This is a genomic window from Pseudooceanicola aquaeponti, assembly GCF_050897975.1.
Lineage (GTDB): Bacteria > Pseudomonadota > Alphaproteobacteria > Rhodobacterales > Rhodobacteraceae > Pseudooceanicola.
This window is the reverse complement of the sequence record NZ_JBPAXY010000001.1, coordinates 120,845-142,306: the sequence shown is the minus strand read 5'-3', so window position 1 is coordinate 142,306 and position 21,462 is coordinate 120,845. Positions and strand designations below refer to the sequence as shown.

The following is a 21,462-nucleotide window of genomic DNA, read 5'->3' as shown; positions in this document are numbered from 1 at the left end:
TTGCGGCGGGGATCGGGCCAAAGTCAGCCCTTTCCCGGCATTTCGCGCGCCCCGGCGGGGCTTGCAACCCCTGCGCCCCCTTCCATCGCGCCCGCTTTGGCATTACCTCAACCTGACCCAGAGACCGGAGGCCCCATGGCGCTGTTTTCCAAATTGAAGGACCGTCTGTTCAAATCCTCGTCCCGGCTGGAAGCCGGGCTGGACGCGATCGTCGAGGAAGGCGCCGAGGCGCCGGAACAGCCCGCAGCGCCGGCCCCGGCGCCGGAAACACCCCCCGCGCCTGCCCCTGAGACGCCCAGCCCGGCGCCCGCGCCCGAGGTGCCGCCCGCCCGTCCGGTCGAGGATCCCGCGCCCAGGCCCGAGGCCGACCCCGGCGTGCCGCCGCCCGCGCCCGAGCCGGAACTGCCCGCCCCCGGCCCCGCCGAGGTGCCCCCCGCCGCGCCCGAGATGGCCGCCGAGGGCGCGCGCGGCGGCGGCCTGGTCTCGCGCCTCTTCGGGCGCGGTGCGGCGGCGGTGCCGCGCCGGGTGCTGGACGACGAGATGCTGGAAAGCCTCGAAGAGCTGCTGATCGCCTCGGACATGGGGGTGGATACCGCGCTGCGGGTCACCGCCAACATGGCCGAGGGGCGCATGGGGCAGAAACTGTCTGTGGAAGAGATCAAGCGCCTGCTGGCCGCCGAGGTCACCCGGGTGATGGAGCCGGTGGCGCGCCCGCTACCGATCTACCCGAAGAAACCGCAGGTGGTGCTGGTGGTGGGCGTCAACGGGTCGGGCAAGACGACGACCATCGGCAAGCTGGCCTCGCAGTTCCGCGACGCGGGCAAGTCGGTGGTGATCGCCGCCGGGGACACCTTCCGCGCGGCGGCGGTCGAACAGCTGGAGGTCTGGGGCCAGCGCGCCGGTGTGCCGGTGCTGAAGGCCGAGACAGGCAGCGACCCGGCCAGCCTGGCGTTTGATGCCATGACCAAGGCCGAGGAAGACGGCGCCGATCTGCTGATGATCGACACCGCCGGGCGGTTGCAGAACCGCGCTGACCTGATGGAGGAACTGGCCAAGATCGTCCGGGTGATCCGCAAGAAGGATCCTTCGGCGCCCCATAACACCCTGCTGGTGCTGGATGCGACCACGGGCCAGAACGCGCTTTCGCAGGTGGAAACCTTCCGCAAGCTGGCCGATGTCTCGGGGCTGGTGATGACCAAACTTGACGGCACCGCCAAGGGCGGGGTGCTGGTGGCGCTGGCCGACAAGTTCGGCCTGCCGATCCATGCCATCGGCGTGGGCGAGCAGATCGACGACCTGGCCCCCTTCGACCCCGAGGATTTCGCCCGCGCCCTGACCGGGCTGGAGGGCTGAGAGAGGGGGGCTCTGCCCCCCACCCTCGCTGCGCGAGGACTCCCCCCGGAGTATTTTTGGCCCAGTGAAAGAGCGGGAGGGGGCCTGGAAGGGCGACCTACTTTGGCCATGAAGAGCGTGCCACGCGCCCGTCTTCGAAAGTAGGCCAAACCGGGGGCCGCCCCCTGCTCTTTCACTGGGCCAAAAATACTCCCCGCCGGAGGCATCGGCCGCAGGCCGATCCCGGTGCAGGTCTGGGCGGTGTCTTCCCCGGCTTGCGCCCGAGGCGGGGATGGGGGACAGAGGGGCAAAGACGGAGCCCCGGACCGACCATGACCCCTTGCCGCCCCCTGCTGATTTCCTGCCGCCAGCGTGCCGCATGAGCGACTGGGTCAGCGCCATCGAGGGCACCGAGGCCGGGCATCAGGCGGCGCTTTTGCTGGCGCTGTCGGCGGCCTTTCTGCACGCGCTGTTCGGATCCTTGCAGAAGGGGCGGCTGGATCCCTGGACGTCGCGCGGGGTGATGGACGTCTTCATGGTGGCCCTGGCCGTGCCCGCGGTGCTGTGGCTGGTGCCGCGGCCCGAGGGCGCGGCGCAATGGGTACTGGTGCTGGGGGCGATCCCCATTCACATGGCCTATAAGATCGGCATGGCCATGGCCTATTCCCGGGGCGCCTATACGGTGGTCTATCCGGTGGTGCGCGGCACCGGTCCGGTCTTCACCGTGCTGGGCGCCTGGGTGATCTTTGGCGAGGTCTTCAACCCGCTTCAGTGGCTGGGGGTGGGGATCCTGATGGCGGGGATCTTTGGCCTGGCCCTTTATAACCTGCGCCATATCGTGGTGGCGCGCGACACGCTGGTGGCGGCGCTGAGCCTGGCGGTGGCCACGGGGGCGCTGGTGGCGATTTATACCACCTATGACGCCTATGCGATCCGCGCGCTGCCCGATCCCTTCACCTTCCTGGCCTGGTTCTTCCTGGTCACCAACCTGGACTTCCCCCTTGTTCTGGCCTGGCGCTGGCGCCATCTGGAGCAGAGGCCCTCGCGCCGCGACTGGCTGCGCGGCGGGTTCCTGGGGGCGTTGGTGGCCTATGGCTCTTTCGGGTCGGTCATGCTGGCCACACGGCTGGACAAGGTGGGCGAGGCGGCGGTGCTGCGCGAAACCTCGACCGTCTTTGCCGCGCTGATCGGCTGGCTGGTGCTGAAGGAGACGGTGGGGCCGCGCCGTATCGCCCTGATGGCATTGATCGCCCTGGGCGCCGTGGTAGTAGAAGTAGCCGGATGATGAAGGAGCGCCCCGTGGCCGAACCCAAGAAGATCTCGCCCGCCCTGAAACTTGGCCTGGAGCTGGGGCCGATCCTGGTCTTCTTCGCCGCCTATCTGCTGCTGAAGGACAATGTCTACACCATCGGCGGGCGCGACTATGAGGGGTTCATCCTGGTCACCGCCGGGTTCATCCCGCTGATGCTGGCCTCGACCTTTGCCCTGTGGCGGCTGACCGGCAAGCTGTCGAAAATGCAGGTGATGACGGCGGTGCTGATCGTGATCTTCGGCGGGCTGTCGGTCTGGCTGAACGACGACCGCTTCTTCAAGATGAAGCCGACGCTGATCTACCTTCTGTTCGGCGGTGCCCTGGGCCTGGGCCTGCTGCGCGGCGAAAGCTGGTTGCAGATCGTCATGGAGGAAGCCGTGCCGCTGACCCATGAGGGCTGGATGATCCTGACCCGCCGTTTGTGCTATTTCTTCCTGGCCCTGGCGGTGCTGAACGAGGTGATCTGGCGCACGCAAAGCACCGACGCTTGGGTCTATTTCAAGACCTTCGGCCTGTCGGCGGCGGTCTTCCTGTTCTTCATCACCCAAGGCCGCGTCTTTCAGGATCACGGCATCGAAGAGGGCGAGGGCGACGAGGGCTGAGGCCCCGCGCCGTCACCGCCCTGTCATCTGCCGCGCCTAGATCTGACCCGGCCCGGGCGCCGGGGCCCGGTGGGGCCGCGCGCCCCGGCCCCCTTTCCCAGGCCCGAGCAGATCCCATGCCGCGACTTCTGACCGATCCCTATCTGCAATGGCCCAGCGAGACGGGCGTCTATGTGGCCTGGATGACCACCTTCGAGGGGCGCGACCACCGGGTGGTGCTGGCGGATGGGCGGCAGGTGGTGGCGGAGACGCGCAAGCTGTCGCGCATGGCCGAGGATGCCGACAGCCATATCGGCGCCCAGGCGGGCGATGGCCGTCTTTACCCCAGGCCCACCCCGCGCGACATCTGGCGCCATGAGGCCCGGGTGACCGGGCTGATCCCCGGTGTGCGCCTGGGCTATCACGTCGAAAGCCGCGACGGGGCGGGGGCATTGGCGCGCAGCGCGGGCTTTACCCTGGCGCCGGGGCCGCGGGCGGGGCAGGGGCTGCGCATCCTGATGACTTCGGACCACCAGCAAAAGCCGATGACCGCCGCCAATATGCAGCGGGTGGCGGGGATGGGCGGGCCGCTTGATGCGGTCTTCTTCGCCGGGGATCTGCAAAATGTGCCCGACCGCGCCTCGGGCTGGTTCGACGATGCGCGCGGCACGGCCTTTTTCCCGGCGCTTCAGGGGCGCGCCGGGGCAGAGGGGACGGGGGGCGGGCAGATCCTGCAACATGCGCCGCTGTTTCCGATCATCGGCAATCACGAGGTGATGGGCCGCTACGCCCCCGACCGCCCCCTGGCGGCGCAGTTCGACGACCCGCAGCCCCGCGAGGTGGCCGAAGCGCGCCTGGCCGAGGAGGCGCCGCCGCTGGCGCCGGACGCGCGCGCCGCCTGGATCGCCGACCGGTCCTTCAACACCACCAGCTACGAAGAGCTGTTCACCCTGCCCGAGGACAGCCCCGGCGGCCGCAGCTATTACGCCCTGCGCCTGGGCGACATCTTTCTGATCGGCCTTTACGGTACCCGCATCTGGCGCAGCCCCGAGATGGGCGCCGCGACCCGGGGCAAGTACCGCGAGGCCGAGGCGGATCTGCACCGCCCCGAGGCCTGGGGCTGGGGCGAGTTCATCTTCGAGGACATCGCCCGGGGCTCGGCGCAATACGACTGGCTGGACGGGGTGCTGCAAAGCGAGGCCTGCCGCAGTGCCCCCTGGCGGGTGGCGATGATGCATAACGCCTCTCACGGGCTTGGCGACAATGCGCTGCCCGCCTATGCCCATCCGGTGCCGGTCGAGGACCGCGACGCGGCGGGGCGGCTGACGGGGCGGCGCTATGTCTATCCCCGGGCCAAGGATATCTGCATCCGCGATGTGCAACCGCTGCTGGAGGCGGGCGGGGTGCATCTGCTGCTGCATGGCCATTCGCATCTGTGGAACCGCTTTGTCACGCCGGGCGGGATGCATGTGCTGGAAACCTCGAACGTGGGCAATTCCTATGGCGCCTACCTGCCGGGCCAGGGGGGGCGCAGCACCGCACCCGAGGATCCGCGTTTCGATGCGTGCGATTATCCGCGCCAGGGCGACCCCCACGGGCTGACCCCCGTACCGCCCAGTGAGTTCGCCCCGCAGGCCGGCACCGATGGCCGACCGCTGCCCGCCCTCGGCTCGAACCGGCTGTCGGCCTTCACCCTGCTGGAGACCGAAGCGGGCACGGCCCGGGTCCGATCCTATGTGTTCGATTCGACCCGACCCGAGGCGCCGACCCGCCTGTTCGACCAGTTCACGCTGGGGTGAAAAGGGACACAGACCGTTCTCAGCCAATAGTTGACAGTATCCACTGGCTCTACCTCTGAGGGTGGTTGCGTCATGCGTCACACGCATGTCGGCCTTGCCCGTCGCTGCGGCGCTCTGGCGGATTGTGCACTTATGTATTCAATTGGAACCGTTCCAGCGGGCGGGCCCGTCCCGCCGCCAGATCGAGCCAGCCGAGGAGGAAGCTTCGCTGATGTCCAACCGAATTTCTAACCAGACCCTGCGCGCCCGGATGATGAACGCCGAGGATGCCGCAAGCCTGATCGCCCCCGGCGATACCATCGGGATGAGCGGCTTCACCGGCTCGGGCTATCCCAAGGCCGTCCCCCAGGCCCTGGCCGCGCGGATCGAGGAGAAGCGCTCTGAAGGCAATCCCTTCAAGGTCAAGATCTGGACCGGCGCCTCGACCGGCCCCGAGCTGGACGGCGCCCTGGCCAAGGCCGACGGGATTGAGTTTCGCCTGCCCTACAACTCGGACCCGATCGCCCGGGAAAAGATCAACGCGGGCGAGATGAACTATTTCGACATGCACCTCAGCCAGGTGGCGCCGATGGCCTGGGAAGGGTTCCTGGGCAAGCTGGACGTGGCCGTGGTCGAGATCTCGGGCATCACGCCCGAGGGTGACCTGATCCCCTCGTCCTCGGTGGGCAACAACAAGACCTGGCTGGAACTGGCCGACAAGGTGATCCTGGAGGTCAACGACTGGCAGTCGGAACACCTGAACGGGATGCACGACATCTATTACGGCACGGCCCTGCCGCCGAACCGGGTGCCGATCCCGCTGGTGAAATCCGACGACCGCATCGGCCAGCCGCATTTCCGCATCGACCCGGCCAAGGTGGTGGGCGTCGTGTCGACCGACGCACCGGACCGCAACGCGCCCTTCTCGCCGCCCGATCAGACCTCGCTGACCATCGCCAGCCACATCATCGAGTTCCTGGAATGGGAGCAGAAGCGCGCCGGCCTGCCGCAATCGCTGCTGCCGATCCAGTCGGGGGTGGGCAATGTGCCCAATGCCGTCATGGCCGGTCTGATCGAGGCGCCCTTCGAGAACATGACCGCCTTCACCGAGGTCATCCAGGACGGGATGCTGGACATGATCGAGGCGGGTACCCTGCGCATGGCCTCGGCGACCGCCTTCTCGCTGAGCCCGGAAAAGGCGCAGTATTTCAACGACAACGCGGAACGGTTCAAGGACAAGCTGTTGCTGCGGCCGCAGGACATCTCGAACAATCCCGAACTGGTGCGGCGCCTGGGCTGTATCGCCATGAACGGGCTGATCGAGGCCGATATCTTCGGCGCCGTGAACTCGACCCATATCATGGGCTCGCGGATCCAGAACGGCATCGGCGGCTCGGGCGATTTCGCACGTAACGGCTATGTCTCGATCTTCGTCACCCCCTCGGTGGCCAAGGGCGGCGCGATCTCGGCCATCGTGCCACGGGTGGCCCATGTGGACCACATCAGCCAGGACGTGCAGGTGATTGTCACGGAACAGGGCCTGGCGGATCTGCGCGGCCTGGCGCCGCGCCAGCGGGCCGAACTGATCATCGAGAACTGCGCCCACCCCGACTATCGCCCGATGCTGCGCGACTATTACGCCCGCGCACTGAAGGACAGCTATGGCAAACACGCGCCGACTCTGCTGAACGAAGCACTGTCGTGGCACCAGCGGTTCGTCGAAACCGGCTCTATGAAGCTGTAAGTCTCTGTTGAGGCTAACAAAAAGGCGCGCGTCCCGAGGGGCGCGCGCCTGACTGAGAAACCGCTTCGGAAAGCGGGATAGCCTTCCTTTAACGCCAGCCGAGGGCGGGCGCCACGTCTTTTAGGATGCTTTCGATCACATGGGCGTTGTAGTCGACGCCAAGCGAGTTCGGCACCGTCAAAAGCAGGGTGTCGGCCTCGGCGATCGCCTCGTCCTTGGCCAGCTGTTTGACCAGTTTGTCGGGCTCATCCGCATAGCTGCGCCCGAAGATCGAGCGCTGCTGTTCGATATAGCCGACGCTGTCATCCTCCTTGCCGCCCCGGCCGAAATAGGCCCGGTCCATGTCGTTGGTCAGGGCAAAGATAGACCGGCTGACCGACACGCGGGGGGTGCGTTTATGCCCGGCGGCCTTCCAGGCCTCGCGATAGGCGCGGATCTGCTGCGCCTGCTGCACGTGGAAGGGCTCGCCCGTCTCGTCGTCCTTCAGGGTGCTGCTTTGCAGGTTCATGCCCAGCATGGCGGCCCATTCGGCGGTCTTCACGCTGCCCGAGCCCCACCAGATGCGATCCTTCAGCCCCTCGGAATGGGGTTCCAGCCGCAGCTTGCCCGGCGGGTTGGGGAACATCGGGCGCGGGTTCGGCTCGGCGAAGCCCTGGCCCTCCAGCATTTGCAGGAAGACCTGGGCGTGGCGGCGGCCCATGTCGGCGTCGGTTTCATCCTCGGCCGGGTTGTAGCCGAAATAGCGCCAGCCCTCGATCACCTGTTCCGGGCTGCCGCGCGACAGGCCCAGTTGCAGGCGGCCTTCGGAAATCAGGTCGGCGGCACCGGCATCCTCGGCCATGTAGAGGGGGTTTTCATAGCGCATGTCGATAACGCCGGTGCCGATCTCGATCCGGCTGGTCTTGGCGCCGACGGCGGCCAGCAGGGGGAAGGGGCTGGCGTGCTGGCGGGCAAAGTGGTGGACGCGGAAATAGGCGCCATCCGCGCCCAGTTCCTCGGCCGCGACCGACAGGTCGATGGCCTGCAACAGGGCGTCGCCCGCAGTGCGGGTGGCCGAGCCGCGTTGCGGCGACCAGTGGCCGAAGGACAGAAAGCCGATTTTCTTCATGACAGGTCTCCTTGGGATCGGGCCGCAGGGCAGGGGCCGTGCCGGACCGTCCTTGTTGACAGACAGCTAGTCATTCCGCCCCCCGCAGGGCAAGCGGCGGGGCTGTGTGCCTTGGCGCAAGGGCTGTGCGCGCGCCCCGGGACCGGGGCGCGCCGTTAGGGCTGGGGGCGCTTATTTCTGGCCGAACAGCACCTTCTGCGCGTCCTTGGTCTGGTTGACCGCGCGCTTTTCCGAGGACAGGGCGCGGCCCTTCTGCACCGCCGGGCGGGCGCCCACCAGATCCAGCCAGCGCGACAGGTTGGGCTTGTCGCTGATGTCCTGCTGCTGGCCTTCCCAAAGGATCGCCCAGGGCCAGATCGCCATATCGGCGATGGAATAGAAATCCCCCGCCACATATTCGGTCTTGGCCAGCTGGGTATCCAGCACCCGGTGCAGGCGGTTCACCTCGTTGCGATAACGGTCCTGCGCATAGGGCAGCTCATGGCCCATCTGCGGGGCGTATTTCAGGAAGTGGTGCGCCTGGCCGGCCATCGGCCCCAGGCCGCCCATCTGCCACATCAGCCACTGATCCACCGCGATCCGGTCGCGCTGCGTGGGGCCGCAGAACTGGCCGGTCTTGCGCGCCAGATATTGCAGGATCGCACCGCTTTCGAAGATCGAGATCGGCGCCCCGTCCGGCCCCTCGGGGTCGACGATGGCGGGCATCCGGTTGTTGGGAGAGATCTTCAGGAAGTCGGGCTGGAACTGGTCGCCCTCGCTGATGTTCACCAGGTTCAGGTTGTAGGGCAGGCCCATCTCTCCCAGCGCGATGGAAATCTTCCATCCGTTGGGGGTGGGCCAGTAGTAAAGCTCGATTGGCGCGGTCATGACATCCTCCTGTGGTCGGGGGATCATGTTGGCGTGTTGGCGCCCCATGGCAAGGGCAGCGACCAGGCCGGGCCGGGGATCGGCGCGGGTTTCTCGGCAATTCGCGTCACTTCGGCGTGAAGCGCGGCGCCCTGCGGGCCGGTCAGCGCCTGATACAGGGGGAAGGCCCCGGGGCGCAGATAGGTGGACCAGTGGCAGATGCGCCGGTCCGGGGCGGCCAGCGGAAAGCCCAGGCTGGCCAGCCCGGCCAGGTGGCTGGTGTCGTCCAGCCGCAGCTCGGGCAACTCGGCCAGACCGGCGCGGCCCAGCACCGTGTCGCGCCAGCGCTGGCCGCCGACCAGCCCGCCCAGCATCAAGTCAAACAGGCCGTTTTCGCCGCTGGTCACATGCAGCAGCCGCGCTCGGCGCCCGGCAGGGCTGGTCAGCGCGGCCTCCAGGTGGCTGGCGTGATCGGCGGCGGCCAACAAAAGGACCCGATCCAGCGCCGGGCGCTCCGCCGCGGCCAGGGCCGACAGCAGCACCCGCGCCCCCAGGGAATGGCCGATGGCATGGATTGGCCGGTCTGGCGCCAGATCGTGCAGCGCCGCGATCACCTGGGCCAGCTGTCGCCCCGCCGCCTGCGCCTGGCCATAGGCCTCCCAGATGGTGCCGCGCGCGGCCCAGCCGAAGGCCAGCCCCAGACGCCCGTCGCGCCCGACGCCCAGGCCCCGGGGCCAGCTGGCGGCCTTGCGGCAGCTGTGCGCCTCGTGGTCCGACAGGATGTGGCGGTGCGGGCAATGGCGCGGATCGCCGGGCTGAAAGCGGTAGCCATGGACCATGACGATCACCGGCGCCCGGTCGTGGGCTGCAATGCCCCGGGTCCGTGCCCGGCACAGCGCCCGGGTCAGGGCCACCGTCGCCCCGCTGCCATGCTCTGCGGGGCCGTCCGTGCCTGCGTCGATCCTGATCAAGCTCATCGCAACGAGCCCTCTGCTCACCCTCGGTCCTGCGATAGCGCAGGGGTGCGAAAAAGCCGTGAAGCCTGCGTGACAGGGCGGTGACGGGCCCCGCGCGCTTGACCCGGCGTGAGCGGCGGCGTAAGGCGGGCGCGTGGCGCTTTGTTACCGGATTGCGGGCCACGTTAAACATTCCGCTAAAGAGGTCGAGGATAGGAGACCCCTTTCGCTTGACCGCGTCTGGGGTTTTTTGTTGGCCGTTCCCCCACGGCCCGGAGGTTGGAAAGATGACGCAAGAGTACAAACCGCGCACCAAGCTGGTCCATGGCGGCACCCGCCGGTCGCAATACAATGAAGTGTCCGAAGCGATCTTCATGACCCAGGGCTTTGTCTACGACACGGCCGAACAGGCCGAGGCCCGGTTCAAGGAAACCGGCCCGGACGAGTTCATCTATGCCCGCTACGGCAACCCGACCGTGGCCATGTTCGAAGACCGCATCGCCCAGCTGGAAGGGGCCGAGGCGGCCTTTGCCACGGCCTCGGGCATGGCGGCGGTGAACAACGCCCTGGTCAGCCAGCTACAGGCGGGCGACCATGTGGTGGCGGCGCGGGCGCTGTTCGGCTCGTGCCTCTTCATCCTCAACAACGTGCTGGGCAAGTTCGGGGTCGAGGTGACCCTGGTCGACGGCACCGACCTGGACGCCTGGAAGGCGGCGATCCGCCCCGACACCAAGCTGGTCTTCTTCGAGACCACCTCGAACCCCACGCTGGAAGTGGTCGACATCCAGGCCGTGTCCGAGCTGGCCCATGCGGTCGGCGCCCTGGTGGTCTGCGACAACGTCTTCGCCACCCCGGTCTATTCCAAGGCCCTCGAACTGGGCGCCGATGTGGTGGTCTATTCCGCGACCAAGCATATCGACGGTCAGGGCCGCGCCCTGGGTGGTGTGGTGCTGGGCAGCGAAGAGTTCATCAACGGCGCTTTCTTCAACTATTCCAAGCATATCGGCGCCTCGATCTCGCCCTTCAATGCCTGGCTGATGCTCAAGGGGCTGGAAACGATGGACCTGCGCGTGCGGGCCCAGACCGACAGCGCCGAGAAGATCGCCGAGGCCCTGTATCAGCACCCGAAACTGGCGCGGATGATCTATCCGGGCCATGCCAGCCATGCGCAATACGATCTGGTGCAGCGCCAGACCGGCAAGGGCGGCACGGTGATCGCCATCGACCTGGCGGGCGGGCAAGAGGCGGCCTTCCGCTTCCTCAACGCGGTCAAGGTGGGGGTGATCTCGAACAACCTGGGCGATGCCAAGTCGATCCTGACCCATCCGGCCACCACCACCCATTCCTCGCTCAGCGAGGAGGCTCGGCAGGAGCTGGGGATCACCCGCGGCCTGGTGCGGATCTCGGTCGGGCTGGAAGATGCCGAGGATCTGGTGGCCGACTGGCTGGCGGCCCTCGATCAGGCCTGAGGGTGGCCGGCAGACCCGGCCCTGACGGCGTTCCGAACCTGCGGAGCGCCGTTTTCCGTCCCGTGCCAGCCTGAGTGATCCGATATCCTTATGGCAGCGTAAACAAGGTGCGATTGGAAATCCGCGCAAAAAGCGCCTATGTATACATTTGACGGCGCGCGCCGTCGGATGGCAGGAGGCGCCCCGTTTGGGCGATGTAGAGGGAGGGCGGAGCATGAATATCCACCCGAATGATCTGAAACCGGAAACCGAGGAGGCCCGCGCCGCCCTCGCGCTGCTGCGCAACTGGGTCGCCACGGCCTCGGACGCCGAGATCAACGCGCTGGACCCGGCCGTGGCCCAGCTTCTGCCCGGGCAGGGCGGCTATCCCGTGCTGTCGCGCGACTACCCGTCGGATTTCACCGTCGATGCCGCCTATCGCGCCTCGCTGCCCGATCTGCAAAACGGCCCGGCCTCGCTGATCCGGGGCGCGCGGGCGCCGATCCAGCATGTGGGGATCTCGAATTTCCGCCTGCCGATCCGTTTCCGCACCCGCGACGGTGGCGAACAGACCCTGGAGAGCTCGGTCACTGGCACCGTCAGCCTGGAGGCCGACAAGAAGGGCATCAACATGTCCCGGATCATGCGAAGCTTCTATGGCCATGCCGAAAAACGCTTCTCTTTCGGGGTGATCGAGGCGGCGCTGGATGATTACAAATCGGACCTTGAGAGTCTGGACGCCCGGATCATGATGCGCTTTTCCTACCCGGTGAAGCGGGAAAGCCTGCGCTCGGGCCTGGCGGGATATCAATATTACGACATTGCGCTGGAAGTGGTGGACGAGGGCGGCACCCGCAATCGCTTCATCCATCTGGACTATGTCTATTCCTCGACCTGCCCCTGCTCGCTGGAGCTGTCCGAGCACGCCCGCCGGGCGCGCGGCCAGCTGGCGACGCCGCATTCGCAGCGCTCTGTCGCGCGGATCTCGGCCCAGGTGCTGCCCGGTGACTGCCTGTGGTTCGAAGACCTGATCGACATGGCCCGGGTCGCCGTGCCGACCGAAACCCAGGTGATGGTCAAACGCGAGGATGAACAGGCCTTCGCCGAGCTGAACGCCGCCAATCCGATCTTCGTCGAAGATGCAGCGCGGCTGTTCTGTGAGGAATTGCAAGGGGATGCGCGGATCGGCGACTTTCGCGTGGCGGCCAGCCACCAGGAAAGCCTGCATTCGCATGACGCGGTCTCGATCCTGACCGAGGGGCCGACCTTCGCCGCCTCCAGCCTGGATCCGCGGTTCCTGGCGACGCTGCACCACGCGGGCTAAGGGGCGAACCTGCCCGTTTCCTGGGCGGGTTGCCGCTGAATGCGGCAGCGCATGGCCGGGCGGCGCGTTTGACCTTTCACCCGCCGCCTGGCTTGCTACTCTCTGAGCGATCGGAGGGACAACGCCATCAACGCCGAGCTTCAGGACCTGCGCCCGAAGGCGCTGCAACAACCCCGCGCGCGCGGGGTCTTGCGCCTGTCTGCCCGGCCCGGCGCCCGGATCGGGCGGTTGCATCAGGCCGGATCCCTCAAGGCGCTGTTTCCCGCTTCGCGGCAACAGACCCTGAACGCGGTTTTCCTGAACACTTCGGGCGGGGTGACCGGCGGCGACCGCTTTCATATCGAGGCCGAGGCGGAAGAAGGGGCGCAGCTGATGCTGACCTCGCAGGCCGCCGAACGGTTCTACCGCGCCCAGCCCGATGAAACCGGCCGGATGGAGATCGCCCTGCGCGTCGGTGCGGGCGCCCGGCTGGACTGGCTGCCGCAGGAAACGATCCTGTTCGACGGCGCCCGGGTGGCCCGCCGGTTCGAGGTGGATCTGGCCGAAGATGCCCGTTTCCTGGCCGTCGAGCCGCTGATTTCAGGCCGTCTGGCTATGGGCGAACTTGTCAAATCCGGATCTCAATCGGACCTCTGGCGGGTCCGACGCGCAGGTAAATTGACTTTCGCTGACAATTTTCGGCTGAAGGGTGATATCGACGCGCAGCTGGCCCGGCCCGCTGTCGCAGGCGGCAATCGCGCCATGGCGGCGCTGCTTTTCGCGGCCCCCGGGGCGGAACGCCTGCTGCCCGCGCTGCGCGATCTGCTGGGCCCGCTGGGCGGGGCAAGTTGTGTTGCCAAAGATCTTCTCTTTGCCCGGATCCTGGCCGAAGATGGGTATGAGCTGCGACGCCGACTCATCCCGGCCATCACGCGGCTTTCGGGCCAGGATATTCCCAAGACGTGGACGCTTTAAACTATGCAGCTAACTCCCCGTGAAAAAGACAAACTTCTGGTGGCCATGGCGGCCGAGGTGGCGCGCAAGCGGCTGGCGCGCGGCGTCAAGCTGAACCACCCAGAGGCGATCGCGCTGATCACCGATGCGGTGGTCGAAGGCGCCCGCGACGGGCGCAGCGTCGCCGAGATGATGGAGGCCGGCGCCCAGGTCATCACCGCCGAGCAATGCATGGAGGGGGTCGCCTCGATGATCCACGAAGTGCAGGTCGAGGCCACCTTCCCGGACGGGACCAAGCTGGTCACCGTTCACAATCCGATCCGTTAAGGCACAACCTTAAGAAAGGAGCGCAAGTAAATGAGCTTTCTCGAGAAACTCCTGGCGCTACTGGGCCCGAAACAGCAGCCCGTGCCGATCCCGGTGCGCGTCGACAAGCCGAAGCGCGCCCCCTGGGAAGCGCGGCGATGATCCCCGGTGAACTGCTGCCCGCAGAGGGCACGCTGACGCTGAACGACGGGATCCAATCGGTGACGCTGATGGTGGCCAATACCGGCGACCGCCCGGTGCAGGTCGGCAGCCACTATCATTTCGCCGAGGCCAACCCGGCGCTGGATTTCGACCGCGCCGCGGCCCACGGGCTGCGCCTGGACATCGCGGCGGGAACCGCCGTGCGGTTTGAACCCGGCCAGCGCCGCGAGGTCCAGCTGATCCCCTTCGGCGGCGGTCGGACGATTTACGGTTTCAATCAGAAGGTCATGGGCGCGCTCTGACGTGCGGCAAGACCCAACCGGGAGCAGGTCAGGTCGGCGGGGTAGAACCGCCGAAACGTGACGTGGACGCTACGCGAAAGGGACAGACCCAATGATGGACGCGACCCAGATCATGATCCGCCAGGCCAGTTTCGTGCAGGGGCTGGTTCTCGGCTCGGCGCGGATGGCCGAATGGCAGATGCGTTTTGGCCAGGCGATGCTGAAGGCGATGCTGGACGACCCCTTGCCCGATGTCTCGCCGCATCCGGCCCCCGAGGCGGCCCCGGCGCCTGCCCGCGCGCCCCGCGCGAAACCGGCCGCCCGGCGCAAGCCCGCCGCGCGCAAGGCCGCGCCCAAGCCCGCGGCGTCCGCCGAGGTGAAAGAGGCCAAGCCTGCGGCGCGCAAGGCTGCCGCACCGAAACCTGCGGTGGAGGCAAAGCCCGCCGCGAAAGCGGCCCCCAAACCCGCCGCTGCGAAACCGGCGGCCCTGGCCAAGGCGCCCGACTCCGCTGCGCCCAAACCCGCGACCGAGGCCAAGGCGCGCCGCCCGCGCCAGCCCTCGGCGCCGCCCGCCATGCCCGACAGCCCGTCCAACAAGAGCGACGACAGCTAAGTCGCGCCGCAGATCCTTCAGGAGCCCCCGAATGCCCACCCAAATCTCTCGCGCTGACTATGCCGCGATGTTCGGCCCCACCACCGGCGACCGCGTCCGCCTCGCCGACACCGATCTGATCATCGAGGTCGAGCGCGACCTGACCGCCGAACGCGCCGCCCTGGGCGGCGGCTCGGCCAATGGGCCGCGCTATGGTGAAGAGGTGAAATTCGGCGGCGGCAAGGTGATCCGCGACGGCATGGGCCAGAGCCAAGCGACCCGCGCCGAAGGGGCGGTGGATACGGTGATCACCAATGCGCTGATTGTCGACTGGACGGGGATCTACAAGGCCGACGTGGGCCTGCGCGACGGGCGGATCGCCAAGATCGGCAAGGCGGGCAACCCCGACACCCAGCCCGGCGTCGACATCATCGTCGGCCCCGGCACCGAGGCGATCGCCGCCGAGGGGCGCATCCTGACGGCGGGGGGCATCGACAGCCACATCCACTTCATCTGCCCGCAACAGATTGAAGACGCTTTGCATTCCGGCCTGACCACGATGATTGGCGGCGGCACGGGCCCCGCGCACGGGACGCTGGCCACCACCGTGACCCCGGGGCCCTGGCACCTGGGGCGGATGTTGCAGGCGGCCGAGGCCTTCCCGATGAACCTGGCCTTCGCGGGCAAGGGCAACGCCAGCCTGCCCGCAGCCCTTGAGGAACAGATCAAGGCCGGTGCCTCTTGCCTGAAGCTGCACGAGGACTGGGGCACCACACCTGCCGCCATCGACTGCTGCCTGTCGGTGGCCGACGATTACGACGTGCAGGTGATGATCCACACCGACACGCTGAATGAGTCGGGCTTTGTCGAGAATACCGTGGCGGCGATGAAGGGCCGCACCATCCACGCCTTCCACACCGAAGGCGCGGGCGGCGGCCATGCCCCCGACATCATCAAGATCTGCGGCGAAGAGCATGTGCTGCCCTCGTCCACCAACCCCACGCGTCCCTTCACCCGCAACACGATTGATGAGCATCTCGATATGCTCATGGTCTGTCACCACCTGGACAAGGCGATCCCCGAGGACGTGGCCTTTGCCGAAAGCCGCATCCGGCGCGAGACCATCGCCGCCGAGGACATCTTGCACGACATGGGTGCCTTTTCGATCATTGCCTCCGACAGCCAGGCCATGGGCCGGGTGGGCGAGGTGCTGATCCGCACCTGGCAGACCGCCGACAAGATGAAGAAGCAGCGAGGGTCGCTGCCCGAGGAACAGGGCGACAACGACAACTTCCGCGTCCGCCGCTATATCGCCAAATACACCATCAACCCGGCCATCGCCCATGGCCTCAGCCATCAGGTGGGCAGCATCGAGGAAGGCAAGCGTGCCGATCTGGTGCTGTGGAACCCCGCCTTCTTTGGCGTGAAGCCCGAGATGGTGCTGATCGGCGGGTCCATCGTGGCGGCGCAGATAGGCGATCCCAACGCCTCGATCCCGACGCCGCAGCCGGTCTATTCCCGCCCGATGTTCGGCGCCTTCGGCAAGGCGGTGACCAATTCCGCCGTCACCTTCATCTCTGCCGCGGCCCAGGCCGAGGGGCTGGCGGGCAAGCTGGGGCTGGAGAAAGAGACCATCGCGGTGCTGAACACCCGCCAGATCGGCAAGAAGGATCTGAAGCTCAACTCGGCCACGCCCCATGTCGAGGTGAACCCCGAGACCTACGAGGTGCGCGCCGATGGCGAGCTGCTGACCTGCGAACCAGCAGAGGTGCTGCCGATGGCGCAGCGCTACTTCCTGTTCTGATGCGCCCCGCCGCCGCAATCTGCCTGGCCCTGCCTGTGGTCGCGCTGGCCGGGGCGGCGCTGGCCCGCTGCCCGACAGCCGACGACCTCTCGGCGGGGATCGTCTATTCCAGCACGGTGGCGGGCGAGGAAAGTATCAACGTGGCTTTCGGCACCACCGCCTATCTGGCCTCGTACTACGAGCTGGGCGAACAGGGGCTGACCAAGCAGTTCCTGATGCTGAAGGGGGTCTATCCGCAGACCCTGACCGCGATCACCGCCTCCGAGGTGCTGACGATTTCCTATCACTACGCGGTCGGGCAGGGGGAATTCCCCGAGCCCCGCGAGGGCGTGTCCTGGCAGGTCGAGGCGGTGGTGGCCCAGGGCACCGACAGCCTGAGCGAGACGCAAAGCTATACCTTCGGGCGCGAGGAACAGCGCGAGATCGGCGATTGCACCTTCGGCGTGATCCCCTATGACATCGAAACCCGCAGCGCGGCCTATGGCGCCCAGGTGCTGGGGATGTTCTATGTGCCGGTGCTGGGCGTGGCCTTTCCCGACGTCCACCGCGATCTGGCGGACCCCGAGTCGGTCGATTTCGCCGAGCGCATGACGACCTATCCCGCGCTTCTGGCGCAATGGGGCAACTGAGGGGGGATCGTTGAGAAGTCTTGTGATCACAAGATCCCGCCAGGCGGGGCTAACCCCTTGGTGGGGTGGATTTTCCCGTGATTTCGGCCGTGCTGCGACGCAGCGTCACTCGGCCTCAAGCTATGCGTCTGCTGCAAGAGGGGTCTGCGCGGCCCTTCAAATCAAGGCTTTCTGCGTTGCAGCGCACGCATGACGGTAATGAAGGAATGAAAATGGTAAGGGCGCAAGAGCTGACCTATTGTAAGTGTCAACCAACAGACGTTTCAGACACTCACGAGGTCCCCAATGGCAAGTGTTTCCAGCCACGTTTCCGCCCCCGCCGGCATTTCCGCCAAGCTGTCGGGCTTCTTCCACTCCATCTCGCTGGGCCTGGTCGCCTACATGGAGCGTCGCACCCGCTCCGAGCAGATCGCCGCGCTGAGCGCCAAGTCCGACGCCGAACTGGCCAAGCTGGGCATCACCCGCGACGAGATCCCGGCCTTCGTCTTCCGCGACCTGTTCTACGTCTGACCGCCGATTGGCCGATGCGGGGCGCCGTGGCGCGCCGCCTGGGCCAAGTGGCTGTCAGGGAATGGTTCCCGGTAGCGGAGGTGCGTCATGCCTGATCGTGCCCCAGTCAAGAGAGCCCTGACAGCCCTCAGATCCGGCGAAATGGACGCGCCCCGTTTCGACGATTTCGTGACGCTCGACTACGAAGAGCGTTTCTTCCGGCGCAAGGGCCTTGTGACCGACGGCGGGGAACGTATCCTCGCCGATCTGGCACAAACCCTGTCGCTGGACGAGGGCGATGCCCTGCGCCTGGAGGATGACCGTCTGATCGGCATCCGTGCCGCGCCCGAGCCGCTGCTGAAGGTCACCGGCGAGGCCCTGCCGCGCCTGGCCTGGCACATCGGCAACCGCCATACCCCCTGCGAGATCACCGCCTCGGCCCTGTTCATTCGTCAGGACAAGGTCATCGCCGAGATGCTGCGCCACCTGGGCGCCACGGTCGAGACCGTGATGGCGCCCTTCCTGCCCGAGGGCGGGGCCTATGGCCACGGGCGCACCCATGCCCATGAACATGGCGCCACCCTGCACGACGGCGAACACGGGCACTCCCATTCCCATGATCACGGGCACGGCCATAGCCATTCCCACGATCACGATCACGATCACGATCATGACCATGGGCATTCGCACGACCATGGCCACAGTCATGGCCACGTCCATCACCATTCCTCTCATGATGACCCGGACGTCCAGTCCGAGGATGAAACGGCGCGCGGCGCCCGCACGGCGCGCAAGGGCCACGGGCACACGCATCACCATTCCTCGCATGACGATTTCGGCGCCCTGACCGAGGATGTGGATGGCGACGGCGGCCCCCGGGCGCCCGGCCATGGCCCCCTGGGTGATCATGACCGCGACCACTGATCCGGCGCTGATCCTGCACCGCTGGTTGTCGCCCGCCTATCCGGTGGGCGCCTTCGCCTATTCCCACGGGATCGAGGCGGCGGTGGCGGCGGGCTGGCTGGGCGATGCCGAGCAGACCGGCGCCTGGCTGCGTGACGTGGCCCTGCATGGGGCAGGGCGCAACGATGCCATCCTGCTGGCCGCCGCCTTTCACGCCGAGACGCCCGAGAGGCTGGTCGAGATCGCCGAGCTGGCCTCGGCCCTGGCCCCTTCGGCCAACCGGCGGCTGGAGACAGAGGCCCAGGGCGCGGCCTTTGCCCGCACCACGGCCCAGGTGCACGGGATCGCCCTGGACCCCGCGCCCTATCCGGTGGTGCTGGGCCGGGCGGCGCGGCTGATGGATCTGCCGTTGCAGATGACCCTGCGCCTGTATCTGCTGGCCTTTCTGTCGAACCTCACCTCCGCCGCCATCCGCCTGGTGCCCCTGGGCCAGACCGATGGTCAGCGCATCCTGTCGGCGCTGGAACCGCTGTGCGAGGCCCTGGCGGCGGACGCGGCACCGGGCGACCTCGACGCCCTTGGCTCTTGTGCTGTAATGTCCGACATTGCGGCGATGCGGCAGGAGGGGCTGACCACGCGGCTCTTCCGCTCCTGACGCGACGACCTGACGACCCGACCGACCACGACCTGACACGAGGTATCCCGATGACCAGCTCTCCTCACGGCCCCCTGCGGATCGGCCTTGGCGGCCCGGTGGGCGCCGGCAAGACCTCTTTGACCGCCGCCCTGTGCCGTCGTCTGCGGGACGATCTGTCCATCGCCGTGGTCACCAACGACATTTACACCCAGGAAGACGCCGAGGCGCTGGTGCGGATGCAGGCCCTCAGCTCGGACCGCATTCGCGGCGTCGAAACGGGGGGCTGCCCCCATACGGCGATCCGCGAGGATGCCTCGATCAACCTGGCCGCCATCGACGAGCTGAATGCGGCCTTCCCCGATCTGGACGCGGTCTTCGTCGAATCGGGCGGTGACAACCTCTCGGCCACCTTCTCGCCGGAACTGGCGGATGTGACGATCTACGTGATCGACGTGGCAGCCGGCGAAGAGATCCCGCGCAAGGGCGGCCCTGCCGTCACCCGCTCGGACATCCTGGTGATCAACAAGACCGACCTGGCCCCCTATGTGGGCGCCGACCTGTCGGTGATGGAGCGCGACGCCAAGGCGCAGCGCGGTACGCGGCCTTTCGTCTTTACCAACCTCAAGACGGGCGAGGGGCTGGACCAGGTGCTGACCCTGCTGGAAGAGATCGGCGGCCTCGCCGTGCCCGCCTGATCCCATGGCCCAGATCGACCTGCCCCGGGGGCAAAGCCTGACCCTGATCGACTTTCGGCCCATTGGCTATGTGATCGGCCTGCTGGTGGCGGTGCTGGGGCTGACCATGCTGGTGCCGCTGGCGATGGACATCGCCGATGGCAACGGCCACTGGCCGGTGTTCTTCGAAAGCTTCCTGATCACCTTCACCGTGGGGGGGCTGACCTCGCTGGCCTGCCAGAACGGCGCGCGCGAGGGGCTGACCCTGCAGCAGACCTTCATCCTGACGACGGGCCTCTGGGCGATGCTGCCGCTTTTCGGCGCGATCCCCTTTGTGCTGGGCGCCACCGAGGCCAGTTTCACTGACGCCTATTTCGAGGCCATGTCAGGGATGACCACCACCGGGTCCACCGTCTTTTCCAACCTTCAGGACCTGCCGCGCGGGCTGAACCTGTGGCGCGGCATCCTGCAATGGCTGGGCGGCATCGGGATCATCGTGGTGGCCATGGTCTTTCTGCCGGAACTGCGGGTCGGCGGGATGCAGATGTTCCGCTCTGAGGCCTTCGAGACCATGGGAAAGATCTTGCCCAAGGCCTCGGCCATCGCCGGGCAGATCTCGGTGATCTATGTCGGGCTGACGGTGGCTTGTATGCTGACCTACTTGGTGCTGGGAATGGACAGCTACAACGCCACGGTGCACGCGCTGACCACCATGTCGACCGGGGGCTTTTCCACCTCTGACGCGTCCTTCGGCGCCTTCCAGGGGCCGATGGAATATGCCGCCTCCTTCTTCATGATCGCCGCCGCGCTGCCCTTCGTGCGCTATGTGCAGATGCTGAACGGCAACCGGATCGCCCTTTTCCGCGATACCCAGGTGCATGGGTTCATCGGCACCATCGTGGTGCTGGTGATCGTCTCGGCCATCGTGCTGCTGCATATCTTCCCGCACCATTGGGAACAGGCGGTGCGCGAAAGCCTGTTCAACATCGTCTCGATCATGTCCGGCACCGGCTATGCCTCGGTCGACTACATGGAATGGGGCGCCTTCCTGATCACGATGTTCTTCTTCATCGGTCTGGTCGGCGGTTGCGCGGGCTCGACCGCCTGTTCGGTGAAGATCTTCCGCTATCAGATCCTGCTGGCCTCGATCAAAGCGCAGATCCGCCGCATCCACTCGCCCCACGGCGTGTTCTCGCTGCGCTATGATGGCAAGAAGCTGGACGAAGACGTGCTCTCCTCGGTCATGTCCTTCTTCGTCTTCTTCACCGTTTCGGTGGGGGTCTTCTCGGTGGCGCTGGCGCTGACCGGGCTCGACTTCATCACCTCGCTGTCCGGGGCGGCCACGGCGCTGGCCAATATCGGGCCGGGGCTGGGGGACATCATCGGGCCTGCGGGCAATTTCGGGCCGCTGAACGACACCGCCAAATGGGTGCTGATCGTGGGGATGCTCTGCGGACGGCTGGAACTGATGGTGGTCTATGCCATGCTGACGGTGCGCTTCTGGCGCGGCTGATGCCCGGGCAGGCGGCATTTCGGTGCACCCAAGGGGCGCCGCGCGCGTTTTTCTTGCCCGACTCGGCCCTTTCTGGGCTATGCTGAGCGGGTCGCGCGGCAATGGCGTCG

Annotated in this window: 21 protein-coding genes and 1 riboswitch; of the genes, 18 read left to right on the top strand and 3 right to left on the bottom strand. The window is 67.0% G+C overall.

Annotated elements, in window-relative coordinates; genetic code table 11:
- Positions 1-135 precede the first annotated feature (135 nt).
- From ftsY to scpC, 5 genes are all read left to right on the top strand, one after another.
- A complete protein-coding gene (gene ftsY / locus ACRARE_RS00725) occupies positions 136-1,353 on the top strand; it encodes a signal recognition particle-docking protein FtsY (RefSeq protein ID WP_432654490.1) in 1,218 nt (405 codons plus the stop codon).
- Positions 1,354-1,711: 358 nt separating this feature from the next.
- Complete coding sequence (locus ACRARE_RS00720; protein WP_432654489.1) at positions 1,712-2,617, top strand: DMT family transporter; 906 nt, start codon at positions 1,712-1,714, stop codon at positions 2,615-2,617.
- Positions 2,617-3,246, top strand: coding sequence for an inner membrane-spanning protein YciB (locus ACRARE_RS00715; RefSeq protein ID WP_432654488.1), 630 nt, complete (start codon positions 2,617-2,619; stop codon positions 3,244-3,246). The genes ACRARE_RS00720 and ACRARE_RS00715 overlap by 1 nt, the downstream gene beginning before the upstream one ends.
- Before the next feature lie 116 nt (positions 3,247-3,362).
- The gene (locus tag ACRARE_RS00710; protein ID WP_432654487.1) at positions 3,363-5,024 is read left to right on the top strand and encodes a metallophosphoesterase; all 1,662 of its coding nucleotides are present in this window, start codon (positions 3,363-3,365) and stop codon (positions 5,022-5,024) included.
- A 211-nt stretch (positions 5,025-5,235) separates the two neighbouring features.
- Positions 5,236-6,747 (top strand): succinyl-CoA:acetate CoA-transferase ScpC, encoded by a 1,512-nt coding sequence (gene scpC / locus ACRARE_RS00705; RefSeq protein ID WP_432654486.1) that lies wholly within the window; start codon positions 5,236-5,238, stop codon positions 6,745-6,747.
- A gap of 88 nt (positions 6,748-6,835) precedes the next feature.
- Here scpC and ACRARE_RS00700 read toward each other — a convergent pair whose 3' ends face one another.
- The 3 genes from ACRARE_RS00700 to ACRARE_RS00690 form a co-directional block, all read right to left on the bottom strand.
- Positions 6,836-7,855: an LLM class flavin-dependent oxidoreductase gene (locus tag ACRARE_RS00700; protein WP_432654485.1), complete on the bottom strand. Its 1,020-nt coding sequence runs from the start codon at positions 7,853-7,855 to the stop codon at positions 6,836-6,838.
- A gap of 171 nt (positions 7,856-8,026) precedes the next feature.
- Positions 8,027-8,722, bottom strand: a complete 696-nt coding sequence (locus ACRARE_RS00695) for a glutathione S-transferase N-terminal domain-containing protein (RefSeq protein WP_432654484.1) — start codon at positions 8,720-8,722, stop codon at positions 8,027-8,029.
- Between the two features lie 23 nt (positions 8,723-8,745).
- On the bottom strand, positions 8,746-9,678 hold the full coding sequence (locus ACRARE_RS00690; protein ID WP_432654483.1) for a hypothetical protein: 933 nt from the start codon (positions 9,676-9,678) through the stop codon (positions 8,746-8,748).
- Between the two features lie 123 nt (positions 9,679-9,801).
- A riboswitch (SAM riboswitch) is annotated at positions 9,802-9,879 on the top strand.
- A gap of 65 nt (positions 9,880-9,944) precedes the next feature.
- On the opposite strand from ACRARE_RS00690, the gene metZ reads away from it, so the two are divergent.
- The 13 genes from metZ to ACRARE_RS00625 all read left to right on the top strand — a co-directional run bounded on the left by metZ (position 9,945) and on the right by ACRARE_RS00625 (position 21,352).
- The gene (metZ, locus tag ACRARE_RS00685; protein WP_432654482.1) at positions 9,945-11,126 is read left to right on the top strand and encodes an O-succinylhomoserine sulfhydrylase; all 1,182 of its coding nucleotides are present in this window, start codon (positions 9,945-9,947) and stop codon (positions 11,124-11,126) included.
- A gap of 214 nt (positions 11,127-11,340) precedes the next feature.
- Positions 11,341-12,429 carry a GTP cyclohydrolase FolE2 gene (folE2, locus tag ACRARE_RS00680; RefSeq protein WP_432654481.1) on the top strand — a complete coding sequence of 363 codons (1,089 nt, stop codon included), beginning with the start codon at positions 11,341-11,343 and terminating at the stop codon, positions 12,427-12,429.
- A gap of 189 nt (positions 12,430-12,618) precedes the next feature.
- Positions 12,619-13,383: an urease accessory protein UreD gene (locus ACRARE_RS00675; protein WP_511261924.1), complete on the top strand. Its 765-nt coding sequence runs from the start codon at positions 12,619-12,621 to the stop codon at positions 13,381-13,383.
- Between the two features lie 3 nt (positions 13,384-13,386).
- Positions 13,387-13,689, top strand: a complete 303-nt coding sequence (locus tag ACRARE_RS00670; RefSeq protein ID WP_085887409.1) for an urease subunit gamma — start codon at positions 13,387-13,389, stop codon at positions 13,687-13,689.
- 137 nt (positions 13,690-13,826) lie between these two features.
- Positions 13,827-14,132: an urease subunit beta gene (locus ACRARE_RS00665; protein ID WP_432654479.1), complete on the top strand. Its 306-nt coding sequence runs from the start codon at positions 13,827-13,829 to the stop codon at positions 14,130-14,132.
- A 91-nt stretch (positions 14,133-14,223) separates the two neighbouring features.
- Positions 14,224-14,724 (top strand): hypothetical protein, encoded by a 501-nt coding sequence (locus ACRARE_RS00660; RefSeq protein WP_432654478.1) that lies wholly within the window; start codon positions 14,224-14,226, stop codon positions 14,722-14,724.
- 31 nt (positions 14,725-14,755) lie between these two features.
- Positions 14,756-16,507, top strand: coding sequence for an urease subunit alpha (gene ureC, locus ACRARE_RS00655; RefSeq protein WP_432654477.1), 1,752 nt, complete (start codon positions 14,756-14,758; stop codon positions 16,505-16,507).
- The gene (locus tag ACRARE_RS00650) at positions 16,507-17,136 is read left to right on the top strand and encodes a hypothetical protein (protein WP_432654476.1); all 630 of its coding nucleotides are present in this window, start codon (positions 16,507-16,509) and stop codon (positions 17,134-17,136) included. The genes ureC and ACRARE_RS00650 overlap by 1 nt, the downstream gene beginning before the upstream one ends.
- Positions 17,137-17,421: 285 nt before the next feature.
- Positions 17,422-17,646, top strand: a complete 225-nt coding sequence (locus ACRARE_RS00645) for a hypothetical protein (RefSeq protein ID WP_432654475.1) — start codon at positions 17,422-17,424, stop codon at positions 17,644-17,646.
- A gap of 141 nt (positions 17,647-17,787) precedes the next feature.
- Positions 17,788-18,549, top strand: coding sequence for an urease accessory protein UreE (locus tag ACRARE_RS00640; RefSeq protein WP_432654474.1), 762 nt, complete (start codon positions 17,788-17,790; stop codon positions 18,547-18,549).
- Entirely contained in the window at positions 18,533-19,183 is a 651-nt protein-coding gene (locus ACRARE_RS00635) for an urease accessory protein UreF (RefSeq protein ID WP_432654473.1), read from the top strand. The genes ACRARE_RS00640 and ACRARE_RS00635 overlap by 17 nt, the downstream gene beginning before the upstream one ends.
- Positions 19,184-19,233: 50 nt before the next feature.
- The gene (ureG, locus tag ACRARE_RS00630) at positions 19,234-19,860 is read left to right on the top strand and encodes an urease accessory protein UreG (RefSeq protein WP_432654472.1); all 627 of its coding nucleotides are present in this window, start codon (positions 19,234-19,236) and stop codon (positions 19,858-19,860) included.
- 43 nt (positions 19,861-19,903) lie between these two features.
- Complete coding sequence (locus ACRARE_RS00625; protein WP_432655042.1) at positions 19,904-21,352, top strand: TrkH family potassium uptake protein; 1,449 nt, start codon at positions 19,904-19,906, stop codon at positions 21,350-21,352.
- Positions 21,353-21,462: the final 110 nt, after the last annotated feature.